At 71.1% G+C, this 24,347-nt stretch carries 24 protein-coding genes; 14 read left to right on the plus strand and 10 right to left on the minus strand.

Annotated features, from left to right (window positions below):
* Positions 1–4 precede the first annotated feature (4 nt).
* From FLX07_RS16180 to FLX07_RS16195, 4 genes are all read right to left on the minus strand, one after another.
* Positions 5–982, minus strand: coding sequence for a carbohydrate ABC transporter permease (locus FLX07_RS16180; RefSeq protein WP_223853438.1), 978 nt, complete (start codon positions 980–982; stop codon positions 5–7).
* A gap of 11 nt (positions 983–993) precedes the next feature.
* A complete protein-coding gene (locus tag FLX07_RS16185) occupies positions 994–1,917 on the minus strand; it encodes a carbohydrate ABC transporter permease (protein WP_142571595.1) in 924 nt (307 codons plus the stop codon).
* Positions 1,918–2,016: 99 nt separating this feature from the next.
* The gene (locus tag FLX07_RS16190) at positions 2,017–3,396 is read right to left on the minus strand and encodes an extracellular solute-binding protein (protein ID WP_142571596.1); all 1,380 of its coding nucleotides are present in this window, start codon (positions 3,394–3,396) and stop codon (positions 2,017–2,019) included.
* Between the two features lie 610 nt (positions 3,397–4,006).
* Positions 4,007–5,017 carry a LacI family DNA-binding transcriptional regulator gene (locus FLX07_RS16195; RefSeq protein ID WP_142571597.1) on the minus strand — a complete coding sequence of 337 codons (1,011 nt, stop codon included), beginning with the start codon at positions 5,015–5,017 and terminating at the stop codon, positions 4,007–4,009.
* A 356-nt stretch (positions 5,018–5,373) separates the two neighbouring features.
* Here FLX07_RS16195 and FLX07_RS16200 point away from each other — a divergent pair, with 356 nt between their 5' ends.
* Positions 5,374–8,244: a discoidin domain-containing protein gene (locus tag FLX07_RS16200; RefSeq protein ID WP_142571598.1), complete on the plus strand. Its 2,871-nt coding sequence runs from the start codon at positions 5,374–5,376 to the stop codon at positions 8,242–8,244.
* A gap of 81 nt (positions 8,245–8,325) precedes the next feature.
* On the opposite strand, the gene FLX07_RS16205 is transcribed toward FLX07_RS16200, so the two are convergent.
* Positions 8,326–9,318: a LacI family DNA-binding transcriptional regulator gene (locus FLX07_RS16205; protein ID WP_142571599.1), complete on the minus strand. Its 993-nt coding sequence runs from the start codon at positions 9,316–9,318 to the stop codon at positions 8,326–8,328.
* A 130-nt stretch (positions 9,319–9,448) separates the two neighbouring features.
* Here FLX07_RS16205 and FLX07_RS16210 point away from each other — a divergent pair, with 130 nt between their 5' ends.
* On the plus strand, positions 9,449–9,820 hold the full coding sequence (locus FLX07_RS16210; RefSeq protein ID WP_142571600.1) for a hypothetical protein: 372 nt from the start codon (positions 9,449–9,451) through the stop codon (positions 9,818–9,820).
* Positions 9,821–10,045: 225 nt separating this feature from the next.
* Here the strand turns inward: FLX07_RS16210 and FLX07_RS16215 are convergent, their stop codons facing one another.
* The 5 genes from FLX07_RS16215 to FLX07_RS16230 form a co-directional block, all read right to left on the minus strand.
* Positions 10,046–10,291, minus strand: coding sequence for a helix-turn-helix domain-containing protein (locus FLX07_RS16215; protein ID WP_142571601.1), 246 nt, complete (start codon positions 10,289–10,291; stop codon positions 10,046–10,048).
* The gene (locus FLX07_RS16220) at positions 10,284–10,511 is read right to left on the minus strand and encodes a DUF6158 family protein (RefSeq protein ID WP_142571602.1); all 228 of its coding nucleotides are present in this window, start codon (positions 10,509–10,511) and stop codon (positions 10,284–10,286) included. The genes FLX07_RS16215 and FLX07_RS16220 overlap by 8 nt, the downstream gene beginning before the upstream one ends.
* A 12-nt stretch (positions 10,512–10,523) precedes the next feature.
* Positions 10,524–10,670, minus strand: a complete 147-nt coding sequence (locus FLX07_RS36465; protein ID WP_167748262.1) for a hypothetical protein — start codon at positions 10,668–10,670, stop codon at positions 10,524–10,526.
* 86 nt (positions 10,671–10,756) lie between these two features.
* Complete coding sequence (locus tag FLX07_RS16225) at positions 10,757–10,978, minus strand: DUF397 domain-containing protein (RefSeq protein ID WP_142571603.1); 222 nt, start codon at positions 10,976–10,978, stop codon at positions 10,757–10,759.
* Entirely contained in the window at positions 10,975–11,826 is an 852-nt protein-coding gene (locus FLX07_RS16230) for a helix-turn-helix domain-containing protein (protein ID WP_142571604.1), read from the minus strand. The genes FLX07_RS16225 and FLX07_RS16230 overlap by 4 nt, the downstream gene beginning before the upstream one ends.
* Before the next feature lie 151 nt (positions 11,827–11,977).
* Between FLX07_RS16230 and FLX07_RS16235 the strand changes: the two genes are divergently transcribed.
* The 12 genes from FLX07_RS16235 (at position 11,978) to mrdA (ending at position 24,310) form a co-directional block, all read left to right on the plus strand.
* Complete coding sequence (locus FLX07_RS16235; RefSeq protein WP_167748263.1) at positions 11,978–12,421, plus strand: ATP-binding protein; 444 nt, start codon at positions 11,978–11,980, stop codon at positions 12,419–12,421.
* Between the two features lie 103 nt (positions 12,422–12,524).
* Complete coding sequence (locus FLX07_RS16240; RefSeq protein ID WP_189105003.1) at positions 12,525–13,964, plus strand: MFS transporter; 1,440 nt, start codon at positions 12,525–12,527, stop codon at positions 13,962–13,964.
* A gap of 127 nt (positions 13,965–14,091) precedes the next feature.
* Positions 14,092–14,223, plus strand: coding sequence for a hypothetical protein (locus FLX07_RS38430; protein WP_256863183.1), 132 nt, complete (start codon positions 14,092–14,094; stop codon positions 14,221–14,223).
* 152 nt (positions 14,224–14,375) lie between these two features.
* A complete protein-coding gene (locus tag FLX07_RS16245; protein WP_142571606.1) occupies positions 14,376–15,215 on the plus strand; it encodes an LLM class flavin-dependent oxidoreductase in 840 nt (279 codons plus the stop codon).
* 94 nt (positions 15,216–15,309) lie between these two features.
* Entirely contained in the window at positions 15,310–15,813 is a 504-nt protein-coding gene (locus FLX07_RS16250) for a PH domain-containing protein (RefSeq protein WP_142571607.1), read from the plus strand.
* Entirely contained in the window at positions 15,810–17,465 is a 1,656-nt protein-coding gene (locus FLX07_RS16255) for a PH domain-containing protein (protein ID WP_208762233.1), read from the plus strand. Before FLX07_RS16250 ends, FLX07_RS16255 begins: the two co-directional genes overlap by 4 nt.
* A 45-nt stretch (positions 17,466–17,510) precedes the next feature.
* Positions 17,511–18,524: an agmatinase gene (gene speB / locus FLX07_RS16260; protein WP_142571608.1), complete on the plus strand. Its 1,014-nt coding sequence runs from the start codon at positions 17,511–17,513 to the stop codon at positions 18,522–18,524.
* 73 nt (positions 18,525–18,597) lie between these two features.
* The gene (locus FLX07_RS16265; RefSeq protein WP_208762234.1) at positions 18,598–19,590 is read left to right on the plus strand and encodes a hypothetical protein; all 993 of its coding nucleotides are present in this window, start codon (positions 18,598–18,600) and stop codon (positions 19,588–19,590) included.
* 98 nt (positions 19,591–19,688) lie between these two features.
* Positions 19,689–20,723 (plus strand): rod shape-determining protein, encoded by a 1,035-nt coding sequence (gene mreB / locus FLX07_RS16270; RefSeq protein WP_223853439.1) that lies wholly within the window; start codon positions 19,689–19,691, stop codon positions 20,721–20,723.
* Positions 20,720–21,628, plus strand: a complete 909-nt coding sequence (gene mreC / locus FLX07_RS16275; protein ID WP_142571609.1) for a rod shape-determining protein MreC — start codon at positions 20,720–20,722, stop codon at positions 21,626–21,628. The genes mreB and mreC overlap by 4 nt, the downstream gene beginning before the upstream one ends.
* Positions 21,628–22,221, plus strand: a complete 594-nt coding sequence (locus FLX07_RS16280) for a hypothetical protein (protein ID WP_142571610.1) — start codon at positions 21,628–21,630, stop codon at positions 22,219–22,221. The genes mreC and FLX07_RS16280 overlap by 1 nt, the downstream gene beginning before the upstream one ends.
* Entirely contained in the window at positions 22,214–24,310 is a 2,097-nt protein-coding gene (gene mrdA / locus FLX07_RS16285; RefSeq protein ID WP_223853440.1) for a penicillin-binding protein 2, read from the plus strand. The genes FLX07_RS16280 and mrdA overlap by 8 nt, the downstream gene beginning before the upstream one ends.
* The last annotated feature ends 37 nt before the right edge of the window (positions 24,311–24,347 follow it).

Consider the following 24,347-nt stretch of genomic DNA (forward strand, 5'->3'; position numbering starts at 1 on the left):
GCGGTCAGCCCTTGAGGCTGCCGGCGGTGAGACCGGCCATGATGTGCCGCTGGAACAGGAAGAAGACGACGATGGTCGGGATGCTCGCGATCACCAGGGAGGCGACCAGCACGTTCTGCGGCATCTGGGAGGACAGCGAGGCGATGCCGATGCTCACCGACATCTTGTCGCTGTCCGGCAGGACCAGCAGGGGCCAGACGAAGTCGCGCCAGACGTTGACCACGGTGAGGATGGACACCACACCGAGGATGGGCCGGGAGATCGGTATCACCACCGACCACAGGATGCGGCCCGGTGACGCGCCGTCGATCTCCGCGGCTTCGAGCAGCTCCCTGGGGATCGAGTCGAAGAACCGCTTGAGCAGGAAGACGTTGAAACCGTTGGCCGCGGCCGGCAGCCAGATCGCCCATGGCGTATTGAGCAGGTTCCAGTGGAAGAACGGCACGTCCTGCACCGTCAGGTACGCCGGGAGCATGATGACCATGGGCGGGATCATCAGCGTCGACAACATCAGGGCCAGCACGACCTTGCCAAGCGCCGGGCGGAGCTTCGACAGGGCGTAGGCCGCCGAGACGTCCACCGCGAGCGTCAGCAGCCAGGCGCCCCCGGCGTACAGGGCCGTGTTGCCGAGCAGCGTGCCGAGACCCAGCAGGTCCCACGCCTCCAGGTAGCCGTCCAGAGAGAAGTGCGACGGCAGGAAGGTCGGCGGGATCGCGTTGAGTTCCTCGGTCGACTTCATCGCACCGGTGATCATCCAGTAGAGCGGGAAGACGAACGCGGCGGTGAAGCTCACCACCACGATCACCAGCACGATCCAGTAGATGATCCGGCCACGCGCCGTGTTGAGCTGGTGCGGCGAGACGGCCGTGCGGAACTGCGTGTTCATCGGCTTGCGCGGCCGCCACTGCCCGCGGCGCTCGTGCCGGGCCGGGGAGGCCGGCGTCTCCGCCGAGCGGTCGGGCATGACCGTGGTGTCGGACATGGTCGCTCCCCTCACACCGTGTTGTCGCGCGAGACGCGCAGGTAGATCGCGGAGAACACCATGAGCAGGAGCATGAGCATCAGGCCGAGCGCGTTGCCCGCGTTGAGGTTTCCGAAGTTGAAGGCGTACTGGTACATGAGGTAGACGACGCTGACCGTGGCGTTCTCGGGGCCGCCGCCGGTGAGCAGGTAGGGCTCGATGAAGACCTGCATGGTCGCCACGATCTGGAGCAGCAGCATCACCAGCAGGATCAGCTTGGTCTGCGGGATCGTGACGTGCCGGATCCGCTTGAACAGGCCCGCGCCGTCGAGCTCCGCGGCCTCGTACAGCTCGCTCGGGATCGTCTGCAGGGCGGCGAGGTAGATCAGCGTGCCGCTGCCCATGTTCATCCAGGTGGAGACGATGACCAGCGAGATCAGCGCGGTGCTCGTCGAGTTGAGCCACTGCAGGCCGGGCAGGTGGAACAGGTCCAGGACCTGGTTGAACAGCCCGTAGTCCGGGTTGTAGAACCACTGGAACAGCAGGACGCTCACCGCGGGCGGCAGCATGACCGGCAGGTAGACCACGAAGCGCAGGTAGGCGCGGGCGTGCCGCAGCTCGTTCAGGACGATCGCGGCGACGAAGGGGATCCCGTAGCCGCACACCAGGGCGAGCACCGTGAACAGCGCGGTGTTGACCCAGGCCGGTCCGAAGGTCGGGTCGTTGACGACGGTACGGAAGTTCTCCAGCCCCACCCATCTGGGCGGATCCACGAAGTTGGTCTTCTGGAAGCTGAGGATGACCTCCCGGACCATCGGATACCAGGAGAAGAACCCGAAACAGATCAGAGCTCCGCACAGGAAGCCGTATGCGGTCACGTTGCGCCGCACGGCGCGCCGCAGTCTCGTCGGCTGCCGCCGCCCGCCGCCCGCCGCCGGGATGCTCGCTGTGGTCATCGTTGTGAATCCGATCTCGACGTGATTGCCGGGGCGCCGGCCACACGTGTCCAACGGTGGCGGGCGGCGCCCCGGGTTAGGCCCGGATTATCAGGGCGGTCAGCCCTTCGAGGCCAGCAGGGAGTTGACCTTCGACTCGGCGTCGGACAGGAGCTGGTCGATGTTCGCGTCCTTGCGGGTCAGCACGGCCGACATCGGAGTGTCGAGGATCTTGTAGATCTCCTGGGCGTACGGCCCCGGCTCCGCCTTCGCCGGGATGCCCTTGGAGCCCTCCACCCAGCCGGCGAACTGCGCGGCGTCGATGTTCGCGTTCGCCTTACGCAGGTCGTTCACGGCCTGGCCGGCCGGTGTGTCCGCGCCGTACAGATCGGGGTACGGCTGGCCGACGGTGAGGTCCGCACCCTTGGCCCGCACGTAGTCGAACTGTCCCTTGCCGGGAGTGAGGAACTTGTACTCGATCCACTTGAGGCCGGCCTTGATCTGCTCGGGCGTGGCCTTGGGATTGATCATGTATCCGGCGCCGCCGTTGAACAGGGCCTTGGCCTCGGGCTGGGCCGCGATGGCGTAGTTCTCGAACTTGCCGCCGAAGTCGTTGCGGAGCGAGATGAGCACGTCGGGCGCGCCCAGCATCATGCCCATCTTGCCGCCGGCCATGGCCTTCATCAGGGCCGGCCAGTCGATGTAGAGCTGGGAGCCCATGCTGTTGTCGGCCCACCGCATCTGCTGGAGGTTCTCCAGCACGGCCTTGCCCTCAGGGGTGTTGAAGGCGGCCTTCTTGCCGTCGTCGGTGATGACCGATCCGCCGCGGCCGTAGATGGAGGCGGTGAAGTGCCAGCCGCCGACGTTGTTGCCGCTGTACTCGCCGTATCCGACGTAGCCGGGACCGAGCCCCGCGATCTTCTTGGCGGCGGCCTGCACGTCGGCCCAGGTCGTGGGCGGGCTGTTCGGGTCGAGACCGGCCTTGGTGAAGACCTCCTTGTTGTAGACGAGGCCCATGCCGTAGCCGTCGGTCGGCAGGCCGTAGATCTTGCCGTCCTTCTTGAACAGGTCGATCGAGTTGTTGTAGTCCGCGAACGTCTTGATCTCGTTGACGTACGGCGTGAGGTCGGCGGCCTGGCCGCTCTCGATCAGGCGGCCCACGTTGGGGAAGTTGACGTAGAACACCGTTTCGAGCTCGCCGCTGGCGAGCTTGGGCTCGAAGGTCCGCGGGTCGTAGCAGGGAAACGCGTCGGTGACCTTCGAGACCTTGATGTTGGGGTTCAGCTGCTGGAAGGCCGCCAGGTCCTCCTCGAAGGTCGCACGCTCCGCCTTGTTCGTCTTCGGCGGCTCGCAGTTGACCGAGATCGACACCGGCCCGGCACTGCTGGGCGCCGCGCCTGCCTTGTCACCGCCGTTACCGCTGTCGTCGGTGCCGCACGCCGCGGCCGCTGCAATGGCAAGTCCCGAGACCAGCAGTATCGAGAGCTTGTGGGATTTCATCCTCGTTCCCTTCTGGAACCGCGCACCACGACCCGTCGAAGCACACGTCTCGGGGCCGACTGGAGCGCCCCGATCCGCTCGGTTGCGAGAAACATACAGAGGCATGCAGGACTGAGCAATAGTCCGTCATTAACTCTGCAAAAAAGTGACAGTGATCGGTCTGCCGCTGGCATGCCACGAGCGGGCTTTGAAGCCGGGGACGCGCTCACGAGCGGGCGGGTGCTCCGGCCGGCCGTGACAGTCGCGCTCTGGTGAGCCTCGGGAGCGGCCATCGCGGGCGCGGTGGTACAGGGCACGGTCTTACGCCGGCCTCCGCACCCGCCCGCCCCCGGCGCTCCGCGCGCTGTTCGACGGGACGGGAACGCCGCCCAAGACATCGGGGTGGAGGGAGCGGAGCGGAAGGGAGCGAGGACCGCAGCGAAGGCCCAGCGGAGCGGGCTTCGCGAGGACCGGAGTTTCCTTCCGGCGCAGTGACCGACTTGCCCAGGTCCAACGCGCTCACCGATCCCGCCAAGGTCCAGCACGCTCACCGATCCGCTCACCGATCCCGCGAAGGTCCATGACGCGGCCCAAGCGCGCCGAGGTTCGTGGCGGTGACCAGCGCAGCCCGTCAGGAGCGGGGGGCGGGGGCGGTCGAGGCGCGTACCACCAGCTCGGGCTCGAACAACAGCTCGTCCCCCGGCACCACGGCCGCGTCGATCTGGGCCACCAGCAGCTCGACGGCCGCCCTGCCCATCGCGTCGATGGGCTGGCGGACCGTGGTCAGCGGCGGGTCCACGCAGTTCATCAGCGCCGAGTCGTCATAGCCGATGACGGAGACGTCCTCGGGCACCGACAGCCCCGCCCGGCGGGCCGCCCTGATCGCGCCGAGGGCGAGCACGTCGCTGGCGCAGATGATGCCGGTCACGCCCGCGGCCACCATGCGGGCGGCGGCGGCGTGCCCGCCTTCCAGCGAGAACATGGTGTGCTCGACGTGGTCGGGGCCGAGCTCCAGGCCGTTGGCGGCGGCGTACGCGCGGAACGCGGCGAGCTTGCGCTGGGACGGCACGTGGTCGGGCGGGCCGAGCAGCATCGCGACCTGACGGTGCCCGAGGGCCATGAGGTGGGCCAGCGCGATCTCGGCTGCGGCGACGTCGTCGCACGACACCTGCGGGAACCCGAGATGCTCGACCGCGGCGTTCACGAGCACGGTCGGCAGCTTGCGTTCGAGGACCCTGCGGTAGTGGCTGTGGGAGGCGTCCCCCTGGGCGTACAGGCCGCCGGCGAAGACCATGCCGGAGACGTGCTGCTGGAGGAGCAGGTCCACGTAGTCGGCCTCGGAGACGCCGCCCACGGTCCGGGTGCACAGCACGGACGTGAACCCCTGCTGGGCCAGCGCACCCCCGACGACCTCGGCGAACGCCGGGAAGATGGGATTTTGCAGCTCCGGGAGGACCAGGCCGACGAGCCTGCCGCGGTCACCGCGCAACTGGGTGGGCCGCTCGTATCCCAGCACGTCGAGCGCGGTGAGCACCGCCTCTCTGGTGGCGTCGGAGACCCCCGGCTTGCCGTTGAGCACGCGGCTCACGGTCGCCTCGCTCACGCCCACCTTCTTGGCCACTTCCGCAAGCCGTCGTGTCATGGCCGCAACTATACGACAACGAGCGCAAGCACTTTCATACGCTTGCGCACACGCTCACGAACAGCAGGTCAGGCCCCCACCACACTCGGGGCCGACGTCGGCGGGCCCTTCGCACCCGAGGGTGATCGGCACGGCGCCACCCCGCCCGTCCTCCGGCCGGTATGCGGAGCGGTCCAGAGGCCCCGTGGCTGGGATTACGTCTCGTCGTAATGTGCATGTCATCTTGCGACTTTTCGTCGCAATATTGCAGAAGGATGTTTGCCAACTTATCGTGTGGGCCACTCACCTTCTTCGGAGGTGTGGCGGTTCAGCGTCCACGCCGCATCTCCCGGGTCTCGCATGCAGAAAGGAACCTCATGAGAAGATCCGGAACCGCCGTCGCGGTGGCGGGGGCGCTGATCGCTGTGGGGAGTGTGGTGGCCTTCCCCGGCACGTCGTCGGCCGCGGCCTCGCCGTCGCCCTTCTCCGTCCCGGGACGAGGCGCGACCGTGCCGTTCACGGAGATCGAGGCCGAGGCCGCCGCGACCAACGGCGAGCAGATCGGCCCGGACCGCGTCTACACCCACCTGCCGTCCGAGGCGTCGGGCCGCCGGGCCGTACGCCTCGACGCCCCGGGAGAGTACGTCGAGTTCACCCTGCCCAAGCCCGCCAACGCCATGACCGTGCGCTACAGCGTGCCGGACAACGCGGCCGGAACGGGCATCACGGCACCGGTCGATCTGCGGATCAACGGGACCAAGCTCAAGGACCTGCAGTTCACCTCCCGGTACGGCTGGTTCTACGGCGGCTACCCGTTCGGCAACACCCCCGGCGACAAGCCGCACCACTTCTACGACGAGACCCGGACGATGTTCGGATCGACCCTGGCGGCGGGCACCAAGGTGCGGATCCAGGTGGCCTCCACCTCGGTCGCGCCGTGGGTCGTCGTGGACCTGGCCGATTTCGAGCTCGTGCCGGACCCGATCTCCCGGCCCGCCGGGTCGCTGTCGGTCGACGACTTCGGCGCCGACCGCAACGGCACGAGCGACTCCACCGCCGCCTTCCAGGCCGCCGTCGACGCCGGGAAGGCCCAGGGCAAGGAGGTCTACATCCCGGCCGGGACCTACACCCTGTGGGACCACGTGGTCGTCGACGGGGTCACGCTGCGCGGCGCCGGCCCCTGGTACAGCGTGCTCACCGGCCGCCATCCCACCCAGCGCAACCGGGCCGTCGGCGTCTACGGCAAGTACGTCAGCGGCGGCGGCTACACCGGGCCGATCCGGTCCCACGAGGCGGGCGGGCCGAGCCGGGGCGTCACCCTGCGGGACTTCGCGATCATCGGCGACATCACGGAGCGGGTGGACGAGGACCAGGTCAACGCCCTCGGGGGCGCGATGACCGATTCGGTGGTCGACAACCTGTGGATCCAGCACACCAAGGTCGGGGCCTGGATGGACGGCCCGATGGACGACTTCACGTTGAAGAACAGCCGCATCCTCGACCAGACGGCCGACGGCGTGAACTTCCACACCGGTGTCACCGACTCCACGGTGACCAACACGTTCGTCCGCAACAGCGGTGACGACGGCCTGGCGATGTGGCCCGACCGGATCGCCAACGTGAACAACGCGTTCACGTCCAACACCGTGGTCGCGCCGGTCCTGGCCAACAACATCGTGACGTACGGCGGCCGGGACATAAAGATCACCGACAACGTGGTGAGCGACACGGTCACCAACGGCGGCGGCATCCACGTCGCCAACCGCTATCCGGGGGTGAACTCCGGCCAGGGCACGGCGGTCGCCGGCACGATCACGGTCGCCCGCAACACCCTCATCCGGGCCGGCAACAGCGACTACAACTGGAACTTCGGCGTCGGCGCGATCTGGTTCGACGGCCTCAACGAGCCGGTCAACGCGACGATCAACGTGACCGACACCGACGTCATCGACAGTTCCTACGAGGCCGTCCAGTTCATCGAGGGCAGCACCCAGACCGTCAACTTCTCGAACGTGAACATCGACGGCACCGGGACGTACATGATCCAGGCGCAGTCGGCGGCGAAGGCGAGCTTCACCAACGTCCGGGCGGCGCACATCGGCGCGGGCGTCGCGATCCACAACTGCGTCGGCACCGGATTCGCCCCCACCTACGGCACGGGCAACTCCGGCTGGAGCCCGGCCTCCACCGTCTGCACCGGCCAGTGGCCCGCGCCGAACTACGTCTACGACGGCAGCGACCCCAGCCCGAGCCCGTCGCCGTCCACCTCGCCCTCCTCGTCGCCCTCCCCCTCCCCCTCGCCCAGCCCGACGGCATGCGCTCCCGGCAGCGGCGACCTCGCCCGGGGCAAGACGGTCACGGCGACGAGCAGCACCCAGTCGTACGTCGCGGCCAACACCGTGGACGGCGACGCCGGCACCTACTGGGAGTCGGCAAACAACGCCTTCCCACAGTCGATCACCGTGGACCTGTGCGCGGTGACTCCGGTCCAGCGAGTGGTGCTCAAGCTGCCGCCGAGCGCGGCCTGGGCCACCCGCACCCAGACCCTTGCGGTCCTCGGCAGCACGGACGGCACGAACTACACCCCGCTGTCCCCCTCTGCGGGCCGTACGTTCGACCCGGCCACCGGGAACACGGCGAGCATCTCCTTCACCGGCGCGAGCGTCCGCCACGTCCGGGTGACGGTCACCGGCAACACCGGCTGGCCCGCCGCGCAGTTGTCGGCCTTCGAGGTGTACGGCACCGGCGGCACCCCCAGCCCATCACCCAGCCCGTCGCCCAGCCCGTCACCGAGCGCCTCCCCCAGCCCGTCGCCCAGCCCGCTGCCCACGGGCAACCTCGCCCGGGGCAAGGCGGTCGGCGCGAGCAGCCACGCCGACGTGTACGTCGCGGCCAACACCGTGGACGGCAACGCCGGCACCTACTGGGAGTCGGCCAACAACGCCTTCCCGCAGTCGATCACTGTGGACCTCGGCGCGTCCGTCACGGTCGGCAGGGTGGTGCTCAAGCTGCCGCCGAGCACCGCCTGGGGCGCCCGCACCCAGACGCTGTCGATCCTCGGCAGCACGGACGGCACGAACTACACCACGATCGCCGGATCCGCCGGATACACGTTCGACCCGGCGACCGGCAACACCGTCACCGTCGCCGTGCCCGCCGCCGCCCGGCGCTACCTGCGGCTGAACGTCACCGGCAACACCGGCTGGCCGGCCGCCCAGATCTCCGAGTTCGAGGCGTACGCCTCGTAACCCGGAACGGGACGCCCGGAGGAGGAGTGGACGCCTCCTCCTCCGGGCTCCCCCACACAGCATGGCCCCCTCAGCGGGCCGTCAGGCGACGGGGACGCCGACGCGGCCGGTGGAGGAGCGGACGACCAGCTCCGGCTCGAACAACAGCTCACCCGTCGCGACCGCGGCGCCCTCGATCTGGCTGACCAGCAGCTCCACCGCGGCCCGGCCCATCGCCTCGATCGGCTGACGCACCGTCGTCAGCGGCGGGTCCACACACGTCATGAGCGCGGAATCGTCGTATCCGACGACGGACACGTCCTGGGGCACGCGCCGACCGGCCCGCCGCGCCGCGCGGATGGCCCCGAGGGCCAGCGGGTCGCTGCCGCAGACGATCCCGGTGACGTCCTGCCGCACGAGCTTCAGCGCCGCCGCGTGGCCGCCCTCCAGCGAGTGCATCGTGTGCTCGACCAGCTCGCCGCCCGCGGCCCGGAACGCCTCCAGCTTCCGTATGGACGGCATGTGGTCGGCGGGGCCGACGACGAGGCCGATCCGCTGGTGGCCGAGCGCGCGCAGGTGGCCCAGCGCCTGCTCCAGCGCGATCGTGTCGTCGCAGGAGACTCGGGGGAAGTCCCAGTGATCGGCGGCCGCGTTGACCAGCACGGTGGGCAGCCGCCGCTCGACCAGCCGCACGTAGTGCCCGTGGACGACGCCGGTCTGGGTGTAGAGCCCCCCGGCGAAGACCACTCCGGACACCTGCTGCTGTAACAACAGGTCCACGTAGTCGGCCTCGGAGATCCCGCCGACCGTACGCGTGCACAGCACGGGGGTGAACCCCTGCTGGGCCAGCGCCCCACCGACGACCTCGGCGAACGCCGGGAAGATCGGGTTCTGCAGCTCGGGCAGGACGAGCCCGACCAGGCGGGCGCGCTCGCCGCGCAGTTGCGTGGGCCGCTCGTAGCCGAGCACGTCGAGAGCCGTCAGCACGGCCTCCCGGGTGGCCTCGGAGACCCCGGCCTTGCCGTTGAGGACGCGACTCACCGTGGCCTCACTGACCCCGACCTTCTTCGCAACCTCCGCAAGCCGTCGCGTCATGGCGGCAAGCATACGACGCGGAGCGGCCGGGCCAAGGATCTTCGACGACACGGTTGCAAGCGGGCTGAAAGCACTGTGAAAGAGGCGATTCCTAGTGTCTGACGCGTTGCAAATCACCCAGGAAGGCACCATGAACATCCTCAGGAACAGCCTCGCCGTCGTCGCGGCGTCCGCCCTTCTCGGTCTGACCGCCGCCTGCAGCGGGGGCCAGACGGCCGTCTGCGAGGAGGCGACCAAGGCGTTCACCGACTACAGCTCCAAGGCCGCCGCCGCGGCCGGCGACATCAAGGGCATCAACACCGCGACCGGCGACCTTGCCGCGCAGCTCAAGGACCTGTCCGGCAAGGCGGACGGCGACCTGCAGGTGGCGCTCGCCGGCATGGCCGACTCGTGGGGGTCCTTCACGATCGACCTTTCTGACCCGGCCGCCGCAACCAAGCTCGCCGAGTTCGGCCAGAAGGCCACCCAGGCGACGCAGCAGCTCGCCTCCGCCTGCTCCTGACCTCCGCCGCCCGCCTCGCCGCCGGCGCGCGAGCGCCGGGGGCGGGCGGGGTGCGGAGGCCGGCGTAAGACCGTGCCCTGTACCACCGCGCCCGCGATGGCCGCTCCCGAGGCTCACCAGAGCGCGACTATCACGGCCGGCCGGAGCACCCGCCCGCCCGTGAGCGCGTCCGCTCAGTGGTGGAGCAAAGCCCGCCCGTTGAGCGCGTCCGGCCCGGCCGGGCCGTCAGTATTCGAGCCCCCAGTCGTGGGTGCCGAGAGTGTAGGCGTCGCCCTTGGGCACCAGCCTGCCGCCTTCGGCCAGGCTGGTGAGGCACCGCCGTACGTCGTCCTCCGGAAGGCCGGTCATCGCGGCGACGTCGGCGGCGGTCGCGGGCCGTTCCTTTGTGTTGAGGGCGGCGACGGCCTCGTAGACCGTCATGTCCGCCGCCGTCATCTGCTGGACGTCTTCCAGGCGTTCCTCGTCAGGCACTGCGCTGTCTCGCCCCCTCACGCAGCCGCTCCGGATCGACCTGCCGGTCCGGGAAGCGCGCGAGGTATTCGCCTTCCAGCTCCTGCGTCCGCGAGGTGTGGCGCTCCAGCGCGTCGTCCGATCCGTGGAAAAACGTCTCCGTGCGGGTCTCGTGCAGGTGGCGCAACTCGCGGAGCAGGTCCTCGTCGCCCAGGTCCCGCGGGTCGACTCCCATGGTCATAACGGTCCTCCCTCACACCTCTGTGGGCTTGTCCCAGCGCTCGTCGGGGTTCTTGTCGTCCGGCTCCGCGTTCGGCGGGTCCGTTTCGGACGGAGCCCACTCACCGGCGATGTCCGGCTCGTCCTCGGTATCGATGAATCTGTCGTCTTCCCTTCGCATGCCAGGTCTCCTGCCCGGTGAAGCGCCCGCCATTCCGGACCGGCCGAACCGGACCGGCCCGCGATGCCGTACGGGGACAGGAGGTTTCAGGACAGGTCGAACTCCCCGCCCTTGACCCCGTCGACGAACGCCTCCCACTCGCCGGGGGTGAACATCAGCCGCGGCCCCTGGGGATCCTTCGAGTCGCGCACGGCGACGCCGTCGCGCAGGCGCGCGACCTCCACACACTGGTTGCCGACGGTGTTCGAGCGCGCCGCCTTGCGCCAGACCGCGCACGCCAGGTCATCCGCCGCTACGAGTCCCCTCATCGTCCAGCCATCTCCTTCTCGACCGAAATAATCATTTCCATGGACTTCTCCGGGCCGAGCGCGGCGGCACGAAGATGATCGAAGACCTGGACATATCCGCGGATCTCCGCCGGATCCTCCAGGTAGAGCTCGCCGCTCATGTTCTCCAGCAGCACCACGTCGGCGTCGCCGGGATCGGGGAAGGCCAGGATGGCCGTCGAGTTGCCCATGCCGAGGTAGGCGCCCGCGTCGAACGGCACCACCTGCACGGTGACGTTCGGCTGGACGGCCGTCTCCCGCAGTCTGCGCAGCTGCTCGGCCATCACGGGCGGGCCGCCCACGGGCCGGCGCAACGCCGCCTCGTCGAGGACGGCCCACAGCTCCAGTGGGGCGGGCCCGGTCAGGCGCCGCTGGCGCTCCATCCGGGCGGCCGCCCGCCGCTCGATCTCCGCCGGGTCCTTGACCAGGGCGGCGCCGATGACCGCGCGGGCGTAGTCCTCCGTCTGCAGCAGCCCGGGGACCAGCAGCGGCTCGTAGTTGCGCACCGACGACGCCTCGGCCTCCAGCCCGACGTACGGCCCGGGCAGGACGTCGTCGTAGGCGCGCCACCATCCCCGCCGGGCGGCGTCCCTGGCCAGCTCGACCAGCGCGTCCCGCGCCGAGCCCTCCACGCCGTAGAGGTCGAGCAGGTCGCGGATGGTCCGGGTGTGCGGGCGGGTGCGGCCGGCCTCGATGCGGTAGACGGTGGAGGCCGCCACGCCGAGCCGCCGGGCGACCTCCTCGCGGACGAACCCCGCCTCACGCCGCAGACGCGTCAGCTCACCGGAAAGCCGGCGAAGCCGGACTGTAGGGCCACCCACTCCCCTCATGAGCCGAACTCTCCCTTTCGCCGCAAAAGGAAACTATGCCATCGTGCATTCGCCATATTGCGTAGCCGTTTTGCAAAGTGCAGGATGAACGCAGTCTTGCACGGACCTCGAATCGCCATCCGCAGACGGGTGCACAGGGAGTTATCACGGGATGACAATTCTCAACCTCTTGGGGAGAATCGCGATCTCACGCCCCTTCTCGGGAGACCCGTCCCAGGTGCGGGCCGCCCGGCGGTTCGTGGCGAGCCGTCTCGGCGACGACCACCCCTGCCGCGACGACGCCGTGCAACTGATCGGCGAGCTGGCCGCCGAGTCGCTCCGGCACGCGGCCTCCTGCGGGCGCCCGCCGGGGTACGGCGTGTCGGTCCTGGCCACGCCCGCCGCGGTCCGCGTCACGCTGTCGACACAGGGGTGCGGGTGCTGGACGTCTCCCGAGCTGACGCCAGGCCGCGGCGTCCACCTGGTGGACCTTTTCACCCGCCGGTGGGGCGTGTCGGCCACCCGCACCGGGGTCTGCGTGTGGTTCGAGCTCGGACACGACACCGCCGTACCGCCACCAAGGGGCGTGGAGAGCGGGAGCACGAGGACGGCCTGAACACCGCTCCGCGCCACCACGGCCGAGGCCGTTGAGAAGCAGAACGAATTTCCAGCCGGATCCGGGGTAGACGGGCGCCATATCTTCCGAAGAAGGGGACGATATGGCGCAAATAAGCACCGACATTCCCGCGCGGCTGGATCGGCTCCCCTGGGCCCGCTGGCACTGGCTCGTGCTCATCGGACTCGGCACCGTCTGGATCCTCGACGGGCTCGAAGTGACCATCGTCGGGGTCATCGGGCCCCGGATCACGGACCCGAGCAGCGGGCTGGGTCTCACCGACAGCGAGGTCGGGATCGCCGCCGGCGTGTACGTCGCGGGAGCCTGTCTCGGCGCTCTCTTCTTCGGCCACCTGACGGACCGGTTCGGGCGCAAGAAGCTCTTCCTGGTGACGCTCGCCGTCTACCTCGCCGCCACCGTGGCCACGGCGTTCTCGCACGACGCCTGGTACTTCTACCTGTGCCGGTTCTTCACCGGCGCCGGCATCGGAGGCGAGTACGCCGCGATCAACTCGGCGATCGACGAGCTCATCCCGGCCCGCGTGCGCGGCACGGTGGACCTGGTGGTGAACGGCTCCTTCTGGCTGGGCACCGCGCTCGGCGCGCTCATCGCGATCCCGGCGCTCGACACCAGCCTGCTGTCGGCCGACCTCGGCTGGCGCCTGCTGTTCGGCCTGGGCGCCATCCTCGGCGTGGCGATCCTGCTGGTCCGCCGCACGGTGCCGGAGAGCCCACGCTGGCTGTTCATCCACGGCCGTGAACGCGAGGCCGAGGAGATCGTGACGCAGATCGAGACGAAGGTCCGCGAGGAGAGCGGCAAGACGCTCGAACCCGCCCAGGGGGAGATCCGGATCAACCAGCGGACGCACACCCCGCTCGCGGAGGTGGCGGCCACGCTGCTGCGCCGCTATCCCAAGCGCACGACCGTCGGCCTTTCGCTGTTCATCGGTCAGGCGTTCCTGTACAACTCGATCTTCTTCACGTACGCGCTGGTGCTGTCGAAGTTCTATAAGGTGCCGGACGGCAGCACGCCGTGGTACCTCGTTCCGATCGCGATCGGGAACTTCCTCGGCCCGGTCCTGCTCGGCCGGTTCTTCGACACGGTCGGCCGCCGGACGATGATCGCGGGCAGCTACGTGCTGTCCGGCCTGCTCCTGCTGGGCACCGCCGCGCTGTTCGACGCGCGCGTGCTGACGCCGGTGACCCTTACCGCCTGCTGGATGGTGGTCTTCTTCTTCGCCTCGGCGGGGGCGAGCAGCGCCTACCTGACGGTCTCGGAGATCTTCCCCATGGAGACCAGAGCGCTGGCGATCGCCCTGTTCTACGCGGTCGGCACCGGGCTCGGCGGCATCATCGGGCCCGTGCTGTTCGGCCGCCTGGTGGAGAGCGGGGTCGTCGGCAACGTCGTGGTCGGTTACGTCGTCGGCGCCGTCCTGATGATGGCGGCCGGGCTGGTGCAGTGGTTCATGGGCGTGGAGGCGGCCCGGCGCTCGCTGGAGGACATCGCGGCCCCGCTCAGCGCCGAGCAGCGCCAGATGGTCTGACCGGACGCACCGGTACGGCTCGCACCTTGGAGGCGCGAGCCGTACCGGCCGGGTGTCTCACGCCTCACTTGGGTATCAATCCCCACAGATGTGCACATAAGGCGCATCTCGTACATTCGGGGGAATCATGGCTGACGACGCTCAGAAGAAGAAGCCCGCGAAGTCCACCGGCAAGGCGAAGAGGACGGCCATCAAGGAAGCCCGCTCGGCGAAGCAGGCGAAGAAGGCCAACCGCCCCGCCGAGGGCGCGAGCGAGTGACGGCCGAACGGCCGGTGCCACCATGATCCGGGCCGGGCCCACCGTGGCCCGGCCCTCCTCTTCCGCCCCCCGCCCCCGCGTGTGACGCCTGTCCCCGTCATGGATACTCGGGAGGCAACAGAGCCGATCTCGCTTGTTCCGGAGGGCCGCCCGTGAGGCTTGGAGTCGTCTTCGACCGCGATCTGCCGCCGGAGTCGCTTCCGTCGTTCGCCAGGGAGCTCGACGGCACGGCGGTCTCCGACCTGTGGGTGGTGGAGGATCTCGGCTGGACGGGCGCGATCTCCTCGGCCGCGACGGCACTGGCCGCGACCTCGCGCCTGCGCGTCGGCATCGGCATCACTCCGGCGCCCCTGCGCAATCCGATGCTGCTGGCGATGGAGCTGGCCAACCTGGCCCGCCTCCACCCGGGGCGGCTGGCCGCGGGAATCGGGCACGGCGTGCAGGCGTGGATGCGCCAGGTGGGCGCCGCCGCCGCCTCGCCGCTGTCGCTGCTGGAGGAGACGATCACGTCCGTACGGGCGCTGCTGCGCGGCGAGACCGTCACCCTGCACGGACGCGAGGTGAGCCTGGACGGCGTCCGCCTCGTCCACCCGCCGGCCGAGCCGCCGCCCGTCCTCGCCGGAGTGGTGAACCCGCGCTCGCTGGCCCTTTCGGGACGGGTCGCCCAGGGCACCATCCTTCCCGAGGGCCTCGCCCCGGAGCGGCTGCGGTCCATGATCGAGGGAATCGGCGCGACCGGCGATCATGAAGTGGTGGCGTTCGTCCACCTCTACGTCGGCGACGACGCGGGCACGGCCATGCGGCGGGCGGCGGAGGAGCAGGCGGGGTTCCTCCAGGTGGCGCCGGAGGAGGTCGTCATGGCGGCGGGCTCGCCGGAGGAGGCATCCGCGCAGGTCAGGGCGCTGTGGGAGGCGGGCGTGTCCACGGTCGCCGTCCGCCCGGTGGGCGCCGATCCGCTCTCCCACGTCCACAGGCTGCTGTCCGCCCTCTGACCCGCCCTGCGGCGCCGGGACATGACATTTGTCCCGGGAGAACCCGGATCGGCCTCACTACACCAGGACGCGCGGGATCGGGCAGAGTTGAGGCGTGGACACCCCGACCCTCCGATCTCCTCAGCACCGCGTGAGCCGTACCGCCGTCTGGTACTGGACCGCACGGGCCGCCCTCGGCTGGCTGGTCCTCCTCGCGGCCCAGGTCGTCTGGCTCGTGGCCGACGGCGACGGTGACAAGTGGCCCGCCACCACTCACGTGACCGTTCTCGTCGTCACCGCCGTCGCCGCGGTGGCGCACGTCACCGTCATGCCGCAGTGGCGTTACCGGGTACACCGCTGGGAGGCCACGTCCGCGGCCGTCTTCACCCAGTCGGGCTGGTTCAAGCAGGAGTGGCGCATCGCACCCGTCTCCCGCATCCAGACCGTGGACAGCGAGCGCGGCCCGCTGGAGCAGATCTTCCGCCTGGCCAACGTCACCGTCACCACCGCCTCCGCGGCCGGCCCGATCAAGGTCAGCGGTCTCGACCGGGACACGGCCCAGCGCCTGGTCGCCGAGCTCACCGCGACCGCGCAGGCGACGGCGGGTGACGCGACGTGATCGACGTCATCGAGACGACCTTGGCCTGGCGGCGGCTGAGCCCGCGCATGCTGGTGATCCACCCGTTCCAGGAGGTCGTACGGGCCGCCCCGGCGCTGCTCGGCCTGCTGGTCGCGGGAACGAGCAGCGGCGGGCAGGGCCAGTGGTGGAGCATCGGGGGCGTCGGCCTCATGGTCGTGCTCGGCATGCTCCGCTGGTTCACCACGACCTATCGCATCACCCCCGAGCACGTGCAGGTCCGCCGCGGCCTGCTGACCCGCAAGGTGGTGACCGTGCCCCGCGACCGGGTCCGCACGGTGGACGTCACCTCCCACGTGCTGCACCGCGTGCTCGGCCTGGCCCGGGTGGAGGTGGGGACGGGCACGTCGGAGCGCAGGCGCGAGGGCCGGCTCAAGCTCGACGCGCTGACCGCCGCCGAGGCCGCGCGCCTGCGGGTGGAGCTGCTGCACCGCTCCCCCGCCGCCCCCGTCACCCCTTCCGAGGGGGCTCCGGTGGCCGAGGGGGCTCCGGTGGCAGCGCCCGTGGCGCCCCCCGCCGGGAGCACGCCGGCCGCGGAGACCGAACTCGCGCGGATGCGTCCCGCGTGGGTGAGGTTCGGGCCGTTCACGATGTCCGGGCTCGTCACCGTGGGCGTCATCGCCGGCTTCGCGTCCCGCCTGGTCTCGGAGGGCAACGTCGACCTCGGCAGGGTCGGGCCGGTCCAGGAGACCTGGCGGTGGTTCAGCGCGATGTCGCTCCTGCTGGAGATCGCGACCGTGGTGCTCGTGCTGGCGGTGTTCGTGAGCGTCGCCTCCACGCTCGGCTACGTCCTGGCCTTCGGCAACTTCCGGCTGACCCGGCACACCGAGGGCACCCTGCACGTGACCCGGGGACTGCTGACCACCCGGGCCACCACCATCGAGGAACGGCGACTGCGCGGGGTCGAGGTGAGTGAGCCGCTGCTGCTGCGCGCCGTACGCGGGGCCCGGCTGTCCGCGGTGACGACCGGGCTGCGGACGGCGCAGGGCTCCCAGCGCGGCGGGTCGATGCTGCTGCCGCCCGCGCCGCGCGCGGACGCCGTGTCGGTTGCCCGGCTCGTGCTCCCCCGCGCTGCCGGCACCCCCTCCGCCGCCCCTGCCACCCCTGCCTCCCCGGCCACCTCTGCCTCTGTCGCCTCCTCCGCCGTGGAGGCCTCGCCGGTCACCGCGGACCTGACCGCGCACGGCCCGGCCGCGCTGCGCCGCAGGTTCACCCGGGCGTACGGCGTGCACGCGCTGGTGCTGGCCGTGCTACTCGCGCTGTGGTGGTGGGCCGGGCTGCCCTCGTGGACGTGGCTCACCGCCGCCGCCCTGCTGCCGCTGACCGCCCTGCTGGCGGCCGACCGCTACCGCTCGCTCGGCCACGCTCTGACGTCCGGCTATCTGGTCACCCGCTGGGGCTCGCTCTCCCGCCGCCGGGTGGCGCTGGAGTGCGACGGCGTCATCGGCTGGAACATCGAGCGGTCGTTCTTCCAGCGCCGGGCCCGCCTGGCGACGCTGACGGCGACCACCGCGGCGGGCAAGCAGGGCTACCAGGTGCCCGACGTGGACCTCGCCGAGGCGCTGCGCCTGGCCGCCGCGGGCACCCCGGGCCTGCTCGACCCGTTCCTCGTCAAAGCGCAGCATGTCAGCTAATAGCATGTGATGGCCGATAAGACCGGTTCGATCTCAGGAGTTGGATTGTCCCGCTACGGCCAGATGTTCGGTCCCGACATCACGTTCCTCGGCGTCGAGCGGTGCGACCTCGACGACCCGGCCGGCTACGCGGACGCCGACGTCGTCATCCTGGGCGCGCCGTTCGACGGCGGCACCTCCCACCGCCCGGGCGCGCGCTTCGGCCCGAACGCCATCCGCCAGACCTGCTATCTCCCCCACGACGGCTCCCGCCCCAGCCTGGCGCTGCGCGTGGACGCCCTCAAGGACCTGCGGGTGCTGGACGCCGGAGACGTGGAGACCTACGCCGGGGACATCGAGGGCAGCCTGCGCGCGATCGAGGACGCGGTCGCCAGGATCGCGGCCTCCGGGGCGATCCCCGTCGTCCTCGGCGGCGACCACACGATCGCCCTGCCCGACGCGACCGGCGTGGCCCGCCACCACGGCTTCGGCCGGATCTCGATGGTCCACTTCGACGCGCACGCCGACACCGGCGACATCGAGTTCGGCCACCTGCACGGCCACGGGCAGCCGATGCGGCGGCTCATCGAGTCGGGGGCCGTCCGCGGCGACCGCTTCCTGCAGATCGGCCTGCGCGGCTACTGGCCGGGGCCGGAGATCCTCGACTGGATGGCCGGGCAGCGCATGCGGTCGTACGAGATGACCGAGATCGTCACCAGAGGCCTCGACGAGTGCCTCGCCGAGGCCTACGCGATCGCGCTCGACGACTGCGACGGGGTCTACCTGTCGGTCGACGTGGACGTCTGCGACCCGGGCCACGCGCCGGGCACCGGCACGCCCGAACCGGGCGGCCTGTCGGCCCGCCAGCTCCTCGACGCCGTACGCAGGACCTGTTACGAGCTGCCCGTCGTCGGCCTGGAGATCGTCGAGGTGGCCCCGCCGTACGACCACGCGGACATCACGGCGTACCTGGGCAACCGGGTCGTGCTGGAGGCGCTGTCGGCGATCGCCCGCCGCCGCAGGGACGCCGCCGACGGCACCCGCTGGGACCCCGCGCAGCCCCTCCTCGACGGCCGCTGACCCGCATCGGGCAACCATCGTTCGCCTGACATTTCCGGCCCAGGCCGCGAGCCCGTCTGGTAGGCATGGTCGCGTGACTCGATCGAGAACCGCCGCCGTCCTGGCCGCCGCCGCCATGCTCCCGGCGCTCCTGACCGGCTGTTCCGACACGAATCCCGGCTCCTCCCGGCCGCCCGCGCGGCCCGAGGGCACCTCCACGGGAGCGGACGCGACGCGCGAGACGACCCGGGAAGCAGCGCGGGAAACGTCCAGGAAGACGGCGCGCAGGACGGTCCCGGCGCGGCGGGCGGCCCCCGCGCCGGTGCGGGTGCCGGCCGGGGTGACGGCGGGGTACGCCGTGGTCGACGTGACCACGGGCAAGACGGTCGCCCAACGGCAGGCGCACCACCGGTTCCGGTCGGCGTCGGTGGTGAAGATCCTCATCGCCACCGACTATCTGGAGCGGCACAGGGGGACGATCCCGGCCCGGGACATGGCGCTGCTGACGCCCATGCTCCGCGGCAGCGACGACGACGCGGCGACGGCCCTGTGGCGGCGCGGCGGCCAGGGCGAGATCGTGCGACGGATGGCGCGCAGGATCGGCCTGACCGAAACGTCCCCGCCACCCGCGGCCAAACCCGGTTTCTGGGGCTACACCGCCATCAGCGCGGCCGACATCGCGCTCGTCTACCGGTATCTGCTGCGGCGGGCCGATCCTCGCGTCCGCGACTTCGTCCTCGGCAATCTACGCAAGGCGTCCCAGTGCGCTCGCGACGGTTTCGACCAGTTCTTCGGCATCCCCCGCGCCGTTCCCCGGCCCTGGGCGATCAAGCAGGGATGGTCCGGATATGGCGCGGTTCCTCCCGTCCGGTGCACCCGTGCGAAGGCGACGTCGTTCCGTATCGGGGCAGTCACAATGGGCGGCAACCCGGTTGATTTCGGCCGTCCGGTGCTCCACACTACTGGCGTGATCGGCGACCGGCTGATCATGGTGGTGCTCACCCTGCAGCCCTCGGGGGCGTCCTTCACGCAATCGGCCGAGCGGGTGACGAAGCTGGCGAGAGACCTCTACCTCAGCGTCGCCTAGCGGTCCGCTTCGCACGGGGAAGGACCGTTCCGTTTAGAGGCGGGGCCGCCGGGCAGCGATCACGCGTGCTCTCCCTCCTCTCTGAAAGCTGGTCGGCGATGGGTTTCCCGTGGGGATTGCTCGGCCGGGACATGGCGGTCGATCTCGGCACGGCCAACACCCTCGTGTACGTGCGCAAGAAGGGGGTCGTCCTCGACGAGCCGTCGGTGGTGGCGATCAACCTGCACACGGACAGGATCGTGGCGGTCGGGACCGCGGCGAAGGAGATGATCGGGCGGACCCCGCCGCACATCGCCACGCTGCGCCCGCTCAAGGACGGCGTGATCGCCGACCTCGACGCGGCCGAGCGCATGCTGCGGCACTTCATCCAGGTGGCGCACAAGAACCGCTACCTGGCCAGGCCCCGGGTCGTCGTCGCCGTGCCGAGCGGCACCACGAGCGTCGAGCAGCGCGCGGTCAGGGAGGCGGCGTACGAGGCGGGCGCCCGCCGCGTCCACATCATCGAGGAGCCGATGGCCGCAGCGATCGGCGCGGGACTCAACGTGGGTGACACGACCGGCAACATGGTCGTGGACATCGGCGGCGGCACGACGGAGGTCGCGATCGTCTCGCTCGGCGGGGTGGTCGTGTCGAAGTCCGTACGGGTCGGCGGCGACGAGCTCGACGAGGCGATCGTCAACTACGTCAAGAAGGAGCACTCCCTGATGCTCGGCGAGCGCACGGCCGAGCACATCAAGATCAAGATGGGCACCGCGCAGCCGGGTGGCGACGACGAGGTCTCGCTGCCGATCCGGGGCCGCGACCTGGTGACCGGCCTGCCCAAGACCGCGACGATCAATCGGGCGCAGGTCAGGGAGGCGATCGAGGACCAGGTCCAGACGATCGTCGACGCCGTGCAGAGCACGCTGGACCAGTGCCCGGCCGAGCTGGCGGGCGACCTGATCGACAACGGCATCGTGCTGACCGGCGGCGGCGCGCTGCTCGACGGGCTGGCCGAACGGCTCGAAAAGGCCGTCGGCATGCCGATCCACCTCGTCGACCAGCCGCTCCAGTCGGTGGTGCTGGGCGCGGGCCGGTGCGTCGAGCGCTTCGACGACATGCAGGACGTGTTCCTCCCCGAAACGCGTCGATGAGGGCCGCCGGTCGCCGGGCGCCCGCGCTGCTGGCGCTCGTCTCCGTCGCCCTGATCGCGGCCGACACCCTCACCCCGCTCGAACCGCTGCGTGCGTTCGGGTCGGCGGTGTACGGCGGGCTGGAGGACGCGGCGTCCGCCGGTGTCCGCTGGGCGTCGGGCGAGCGCCGTCTGGAGGAGCTCGAACGGGAGAACACCCGGCTGCGCGCCGACCTGCTGGCCGCCCGCCGCACGGTCCCGTCCCCCGCTCAGGCGGACGGCTACCGGGTCGCGCCGGCCCACGTCATCGGCTTCGGCCGGGACGGCACGATCACCGTCGACACCGGTTCCGACAGCGGCGTGGACCGTGACATGACCGTGTTCGACGGCGACGGGCTGGTCGGCCGGATCCTGCGGTCCGGTCCCGGCACGGCGACGGTCCAGCTCGCCACGGCCTCCGGCGCCTCGATCGGGGCCAGGCTCGAGGGCTCGCGGGAGGTCGGCCTGGTGACCGGCGTCCCCGAGCGCGGCCTGCTGCGGCTGAGCCTGCTCAACCCCTCCGCCGGGGTGAAGCCCGGCGACCGGGTGGTGACGCTGGGCTCGCGCGACATGCGGCCGTACGTGCCGGACGTGCCGATCGGCACGGTGGCCACGGTCGAGCCCGCGCCGGACGCGCTGACCAGGACCGCGCTCGTGCGTCCTTTCGCCCGGTTCACCGCGCTCGATCTCGTCACCGTGGTGCTGGGACCGCAGGCGGACGGGGACGCGGTGGACGCGTCCGCCGGCAGGGGCGCGACCACGGCCCGGACCGCGGAGGGCGACGCGGACGAGGACACGGACGGGGACGCGGACGCGGACGCGGACGCCCCGAAGGGCGGCCCGAAGAGCGGCTCGAAGAGCGGCTCGAAGAAGGCGAAGGCGGCGTGATGAAGGCGATCGTCCTGTCCGTGCTCGTCGTCCTCGTCGCGCCGGTGCTCCAGGTCGCCGTGGTCAACGGGCTGTCGCTGCCCGGCGGCCACCCCGACATCGTGCTGGTCGCCGTCATCGCGCTCGCGCCGCATCTGCGGCCCGGGCCGGAGGCCGGGGGTCTGCCGGAGCGGGGCGCCGCGAGGGGCGGGGCGGGCGCCTTCCTGGGGTTCGCCGCGGGCCTGGCCGCCGACATCGCGCCGCCCGCCGACCACACCATAGGGCGGCTCGCCCTGGTCATGTGCCTTGCCGGGTGGGTGTGCGCCCGTGCCGCCGCGGACGGCACCGCCGGGCGGCGCGCCGCCGTCGCCGCCGTCGTGGCCCTGGGCGCGACGCTCGCCGGAGGCGTGCTCGCGGCCCTGCTCGACGGCACGCCGTGGGGCGCCGCCCTCGCGCCCGGCGCCGCCGCCTGGACCGTCGGCCTGGCCGCGCTCGTGGCGGCGGCGTTCGCCCTGCGGCCCCGCCGCCGGCCGTTCGGGCGGATGCCGAGATCACGGGGTGGATCACGGGGTGGATCACGTGACCCGTACGCGCGGGGGAGGCGCCTTGCGTAGGAGCGTCGGGCGGCCCCCGCTGGTTCGGGGCCGTACCCGGCCCCAGAGCCGCCTCACGCTCGTGTTCGTGGTGGTGACCGCGCTCATGCTGACCCTGCTCGGACGGCTGTGGTACCTGCAGATCGTCACCGGCCCGTCGTACGTCCGGGCGGCCACGGAGTCACGGGCGCGCTCGGTCGTCCTGCCGCCGGTGCGGGGGCAGATCCTCGACGTGCGCGGCCGGCCGCTGGTGGCCAACGAGACCAAACCGCAGGTGTCGGTGGACTACATGGCCCTGATCCACCAGCCCGACGGCGGGAAGGACGTGCTGACCCGGCTCGCCCGGGCCCTGGGACGGCCCTACCAGGAGATCGCCGACCGGGCCCGGCTGTGCGCCGGGGACATGCCCCGGCCGTGCTGGCCCGGCTCGCCGTACCAGCCGATCGTCGTCGCGGACGACGTGAGCGTGCGCACGGCGCTGTGGATCGCGGAGCGGCAGGACGAGTTCCCCGGCGTCAGCACCGCGTTACGGCCGGTCAGGACCTATCCGCTCGGCTCGGCCGCGGCGCACGTGCTCGGCTACCTGCAGCCGCCCTCCCCCGACGACCCCGCGGGCGGCCCGGAGCTGATCGGCCGCGACGGCCTCGAAGCGCAGTACGACCGCGAGCTGGCCGGGCGCACCGGGATCAGGGAGGTGGCGGTGGACAGCACGGGCAAGGTCACCGGACTGATCCGCGAGGAGGCCGCCGTGGCCGGGGACACGCTGGTGACCAGCATCGACGCCCGCATCCAGGAGCTGGCCGAACGGGCGCTGGCCCGGGCCGTGACCGCCGCGCGCAAGCGGGGCGAGCCCGCCGACAGCGGCGCGGTGGTGGTGCTGGAGGCCAAGACCGGGCGGGTGACGGCGATCGCCGACTATCCCTCCTACGACCCGGGCGTGTGGACCGGGGGCATCTCCCAGCACGACTACGAGGACCTGCCGCTGGTCAGCGCCGCCGTGCAGGGGCAGTGGCCGCCGGGCTCCACCTGGAAGGTGACCTCGACGGCCGCGGCCGCCAAGGCGGGCTACTCGCTGCGGGCCTCCTACGACTGCCCGGGCGGCTACACGATCGGCGGCCGGGTGTTCCACAACTTCGAGAGCGCCGAACTGGGCCGGATGGACATGCACCGGGCCCTGGTGGTGTCCTGTGACACGATCTTCTACCGCTTCGCGGAGAAGATGTGGCAGCGCGACGGCGGGCTCAAGCCGGTCAAACACCCGAAGGACCCGATGCAGGCGATGGCCGGGGAGTTCGGGTTCGGCACGCCCACCGGCGTCGACCTGCCGCACGAGGCTCAGGGACGGGTGCCCGGCCGCGCCTGGAAGAAGGCCAACTGGGAGCGGACCAAGGCGGACTCCTGCCGCCGCGCCAAGACCGGCTATCCGGAGATGTCCGACCGCAAGCGGGCGGCCTACCTCAGGGCGCTCGCCGCCGATAACTGCGGCTCCGGCGGGGTCTGGTGGGCCGGCGACGCGGCCAACTTCTCGATCGGCCAGGGTGACGTGCTGGTGACGCCGCTCCAGCTCGCCCGGGGCTACGCCGCGCTCGCCAACGGCGGCACGGTCTTCAGCCCCAGGATCGGCAAGCGGGTCGTACGCCCCGACGGCGCCGTGGTCCGCGCGATCACCCCGCCCGTGGCGGGGAAGATCGACGTCTCGCGCAAGACGCTGCGGTTCATCCGCGACTCGCTCGCCGACGTGCCGCGCACGGGCACGGCGGCGGGCGCGTTCGAGGGCTACCCGTTCGGGCGCCTGCCGGTCGCCGGGAAGACCGGCACCGCCGAGGCGTACGGCAGGCAGGACACCTCGTGGTTCGCCTCCTTCGGCCCGGTGAACAAGCCCAAGTATGTGGTGGTGGTCGTCGTCTCGCAGGGCGGCACGGGCGCGGCCACGGCGGCCCCCGCCGCCCGCGACATCTGGGAGGGCATCGCCGCCCTCACCCATGACGCGAAGAAGCACGACGAAAAGAAGCACGACAAGAAGAGCAAGAAGGATAAGAAGGACGGCGGGAGGACGCGATCCGCCTCCCTGCCTCCGGTCGCGTTCGCCGGGGCGGGTGGCGCGCGATGACAGTCTCGGCACAGACAGGCAAGGCTCAGACAAGCGT

Origin of the sequence: Microbispora bryophytorum, from assembly GCF_006874465.1 — a bacterium.
GTDB classification, from domain to species: Bacteria; Actinomycetota; Actinomycetes; order Streptosporangiales; family Streptosporangiaceae; genus Microbispora; species Microbispora bryophytorum.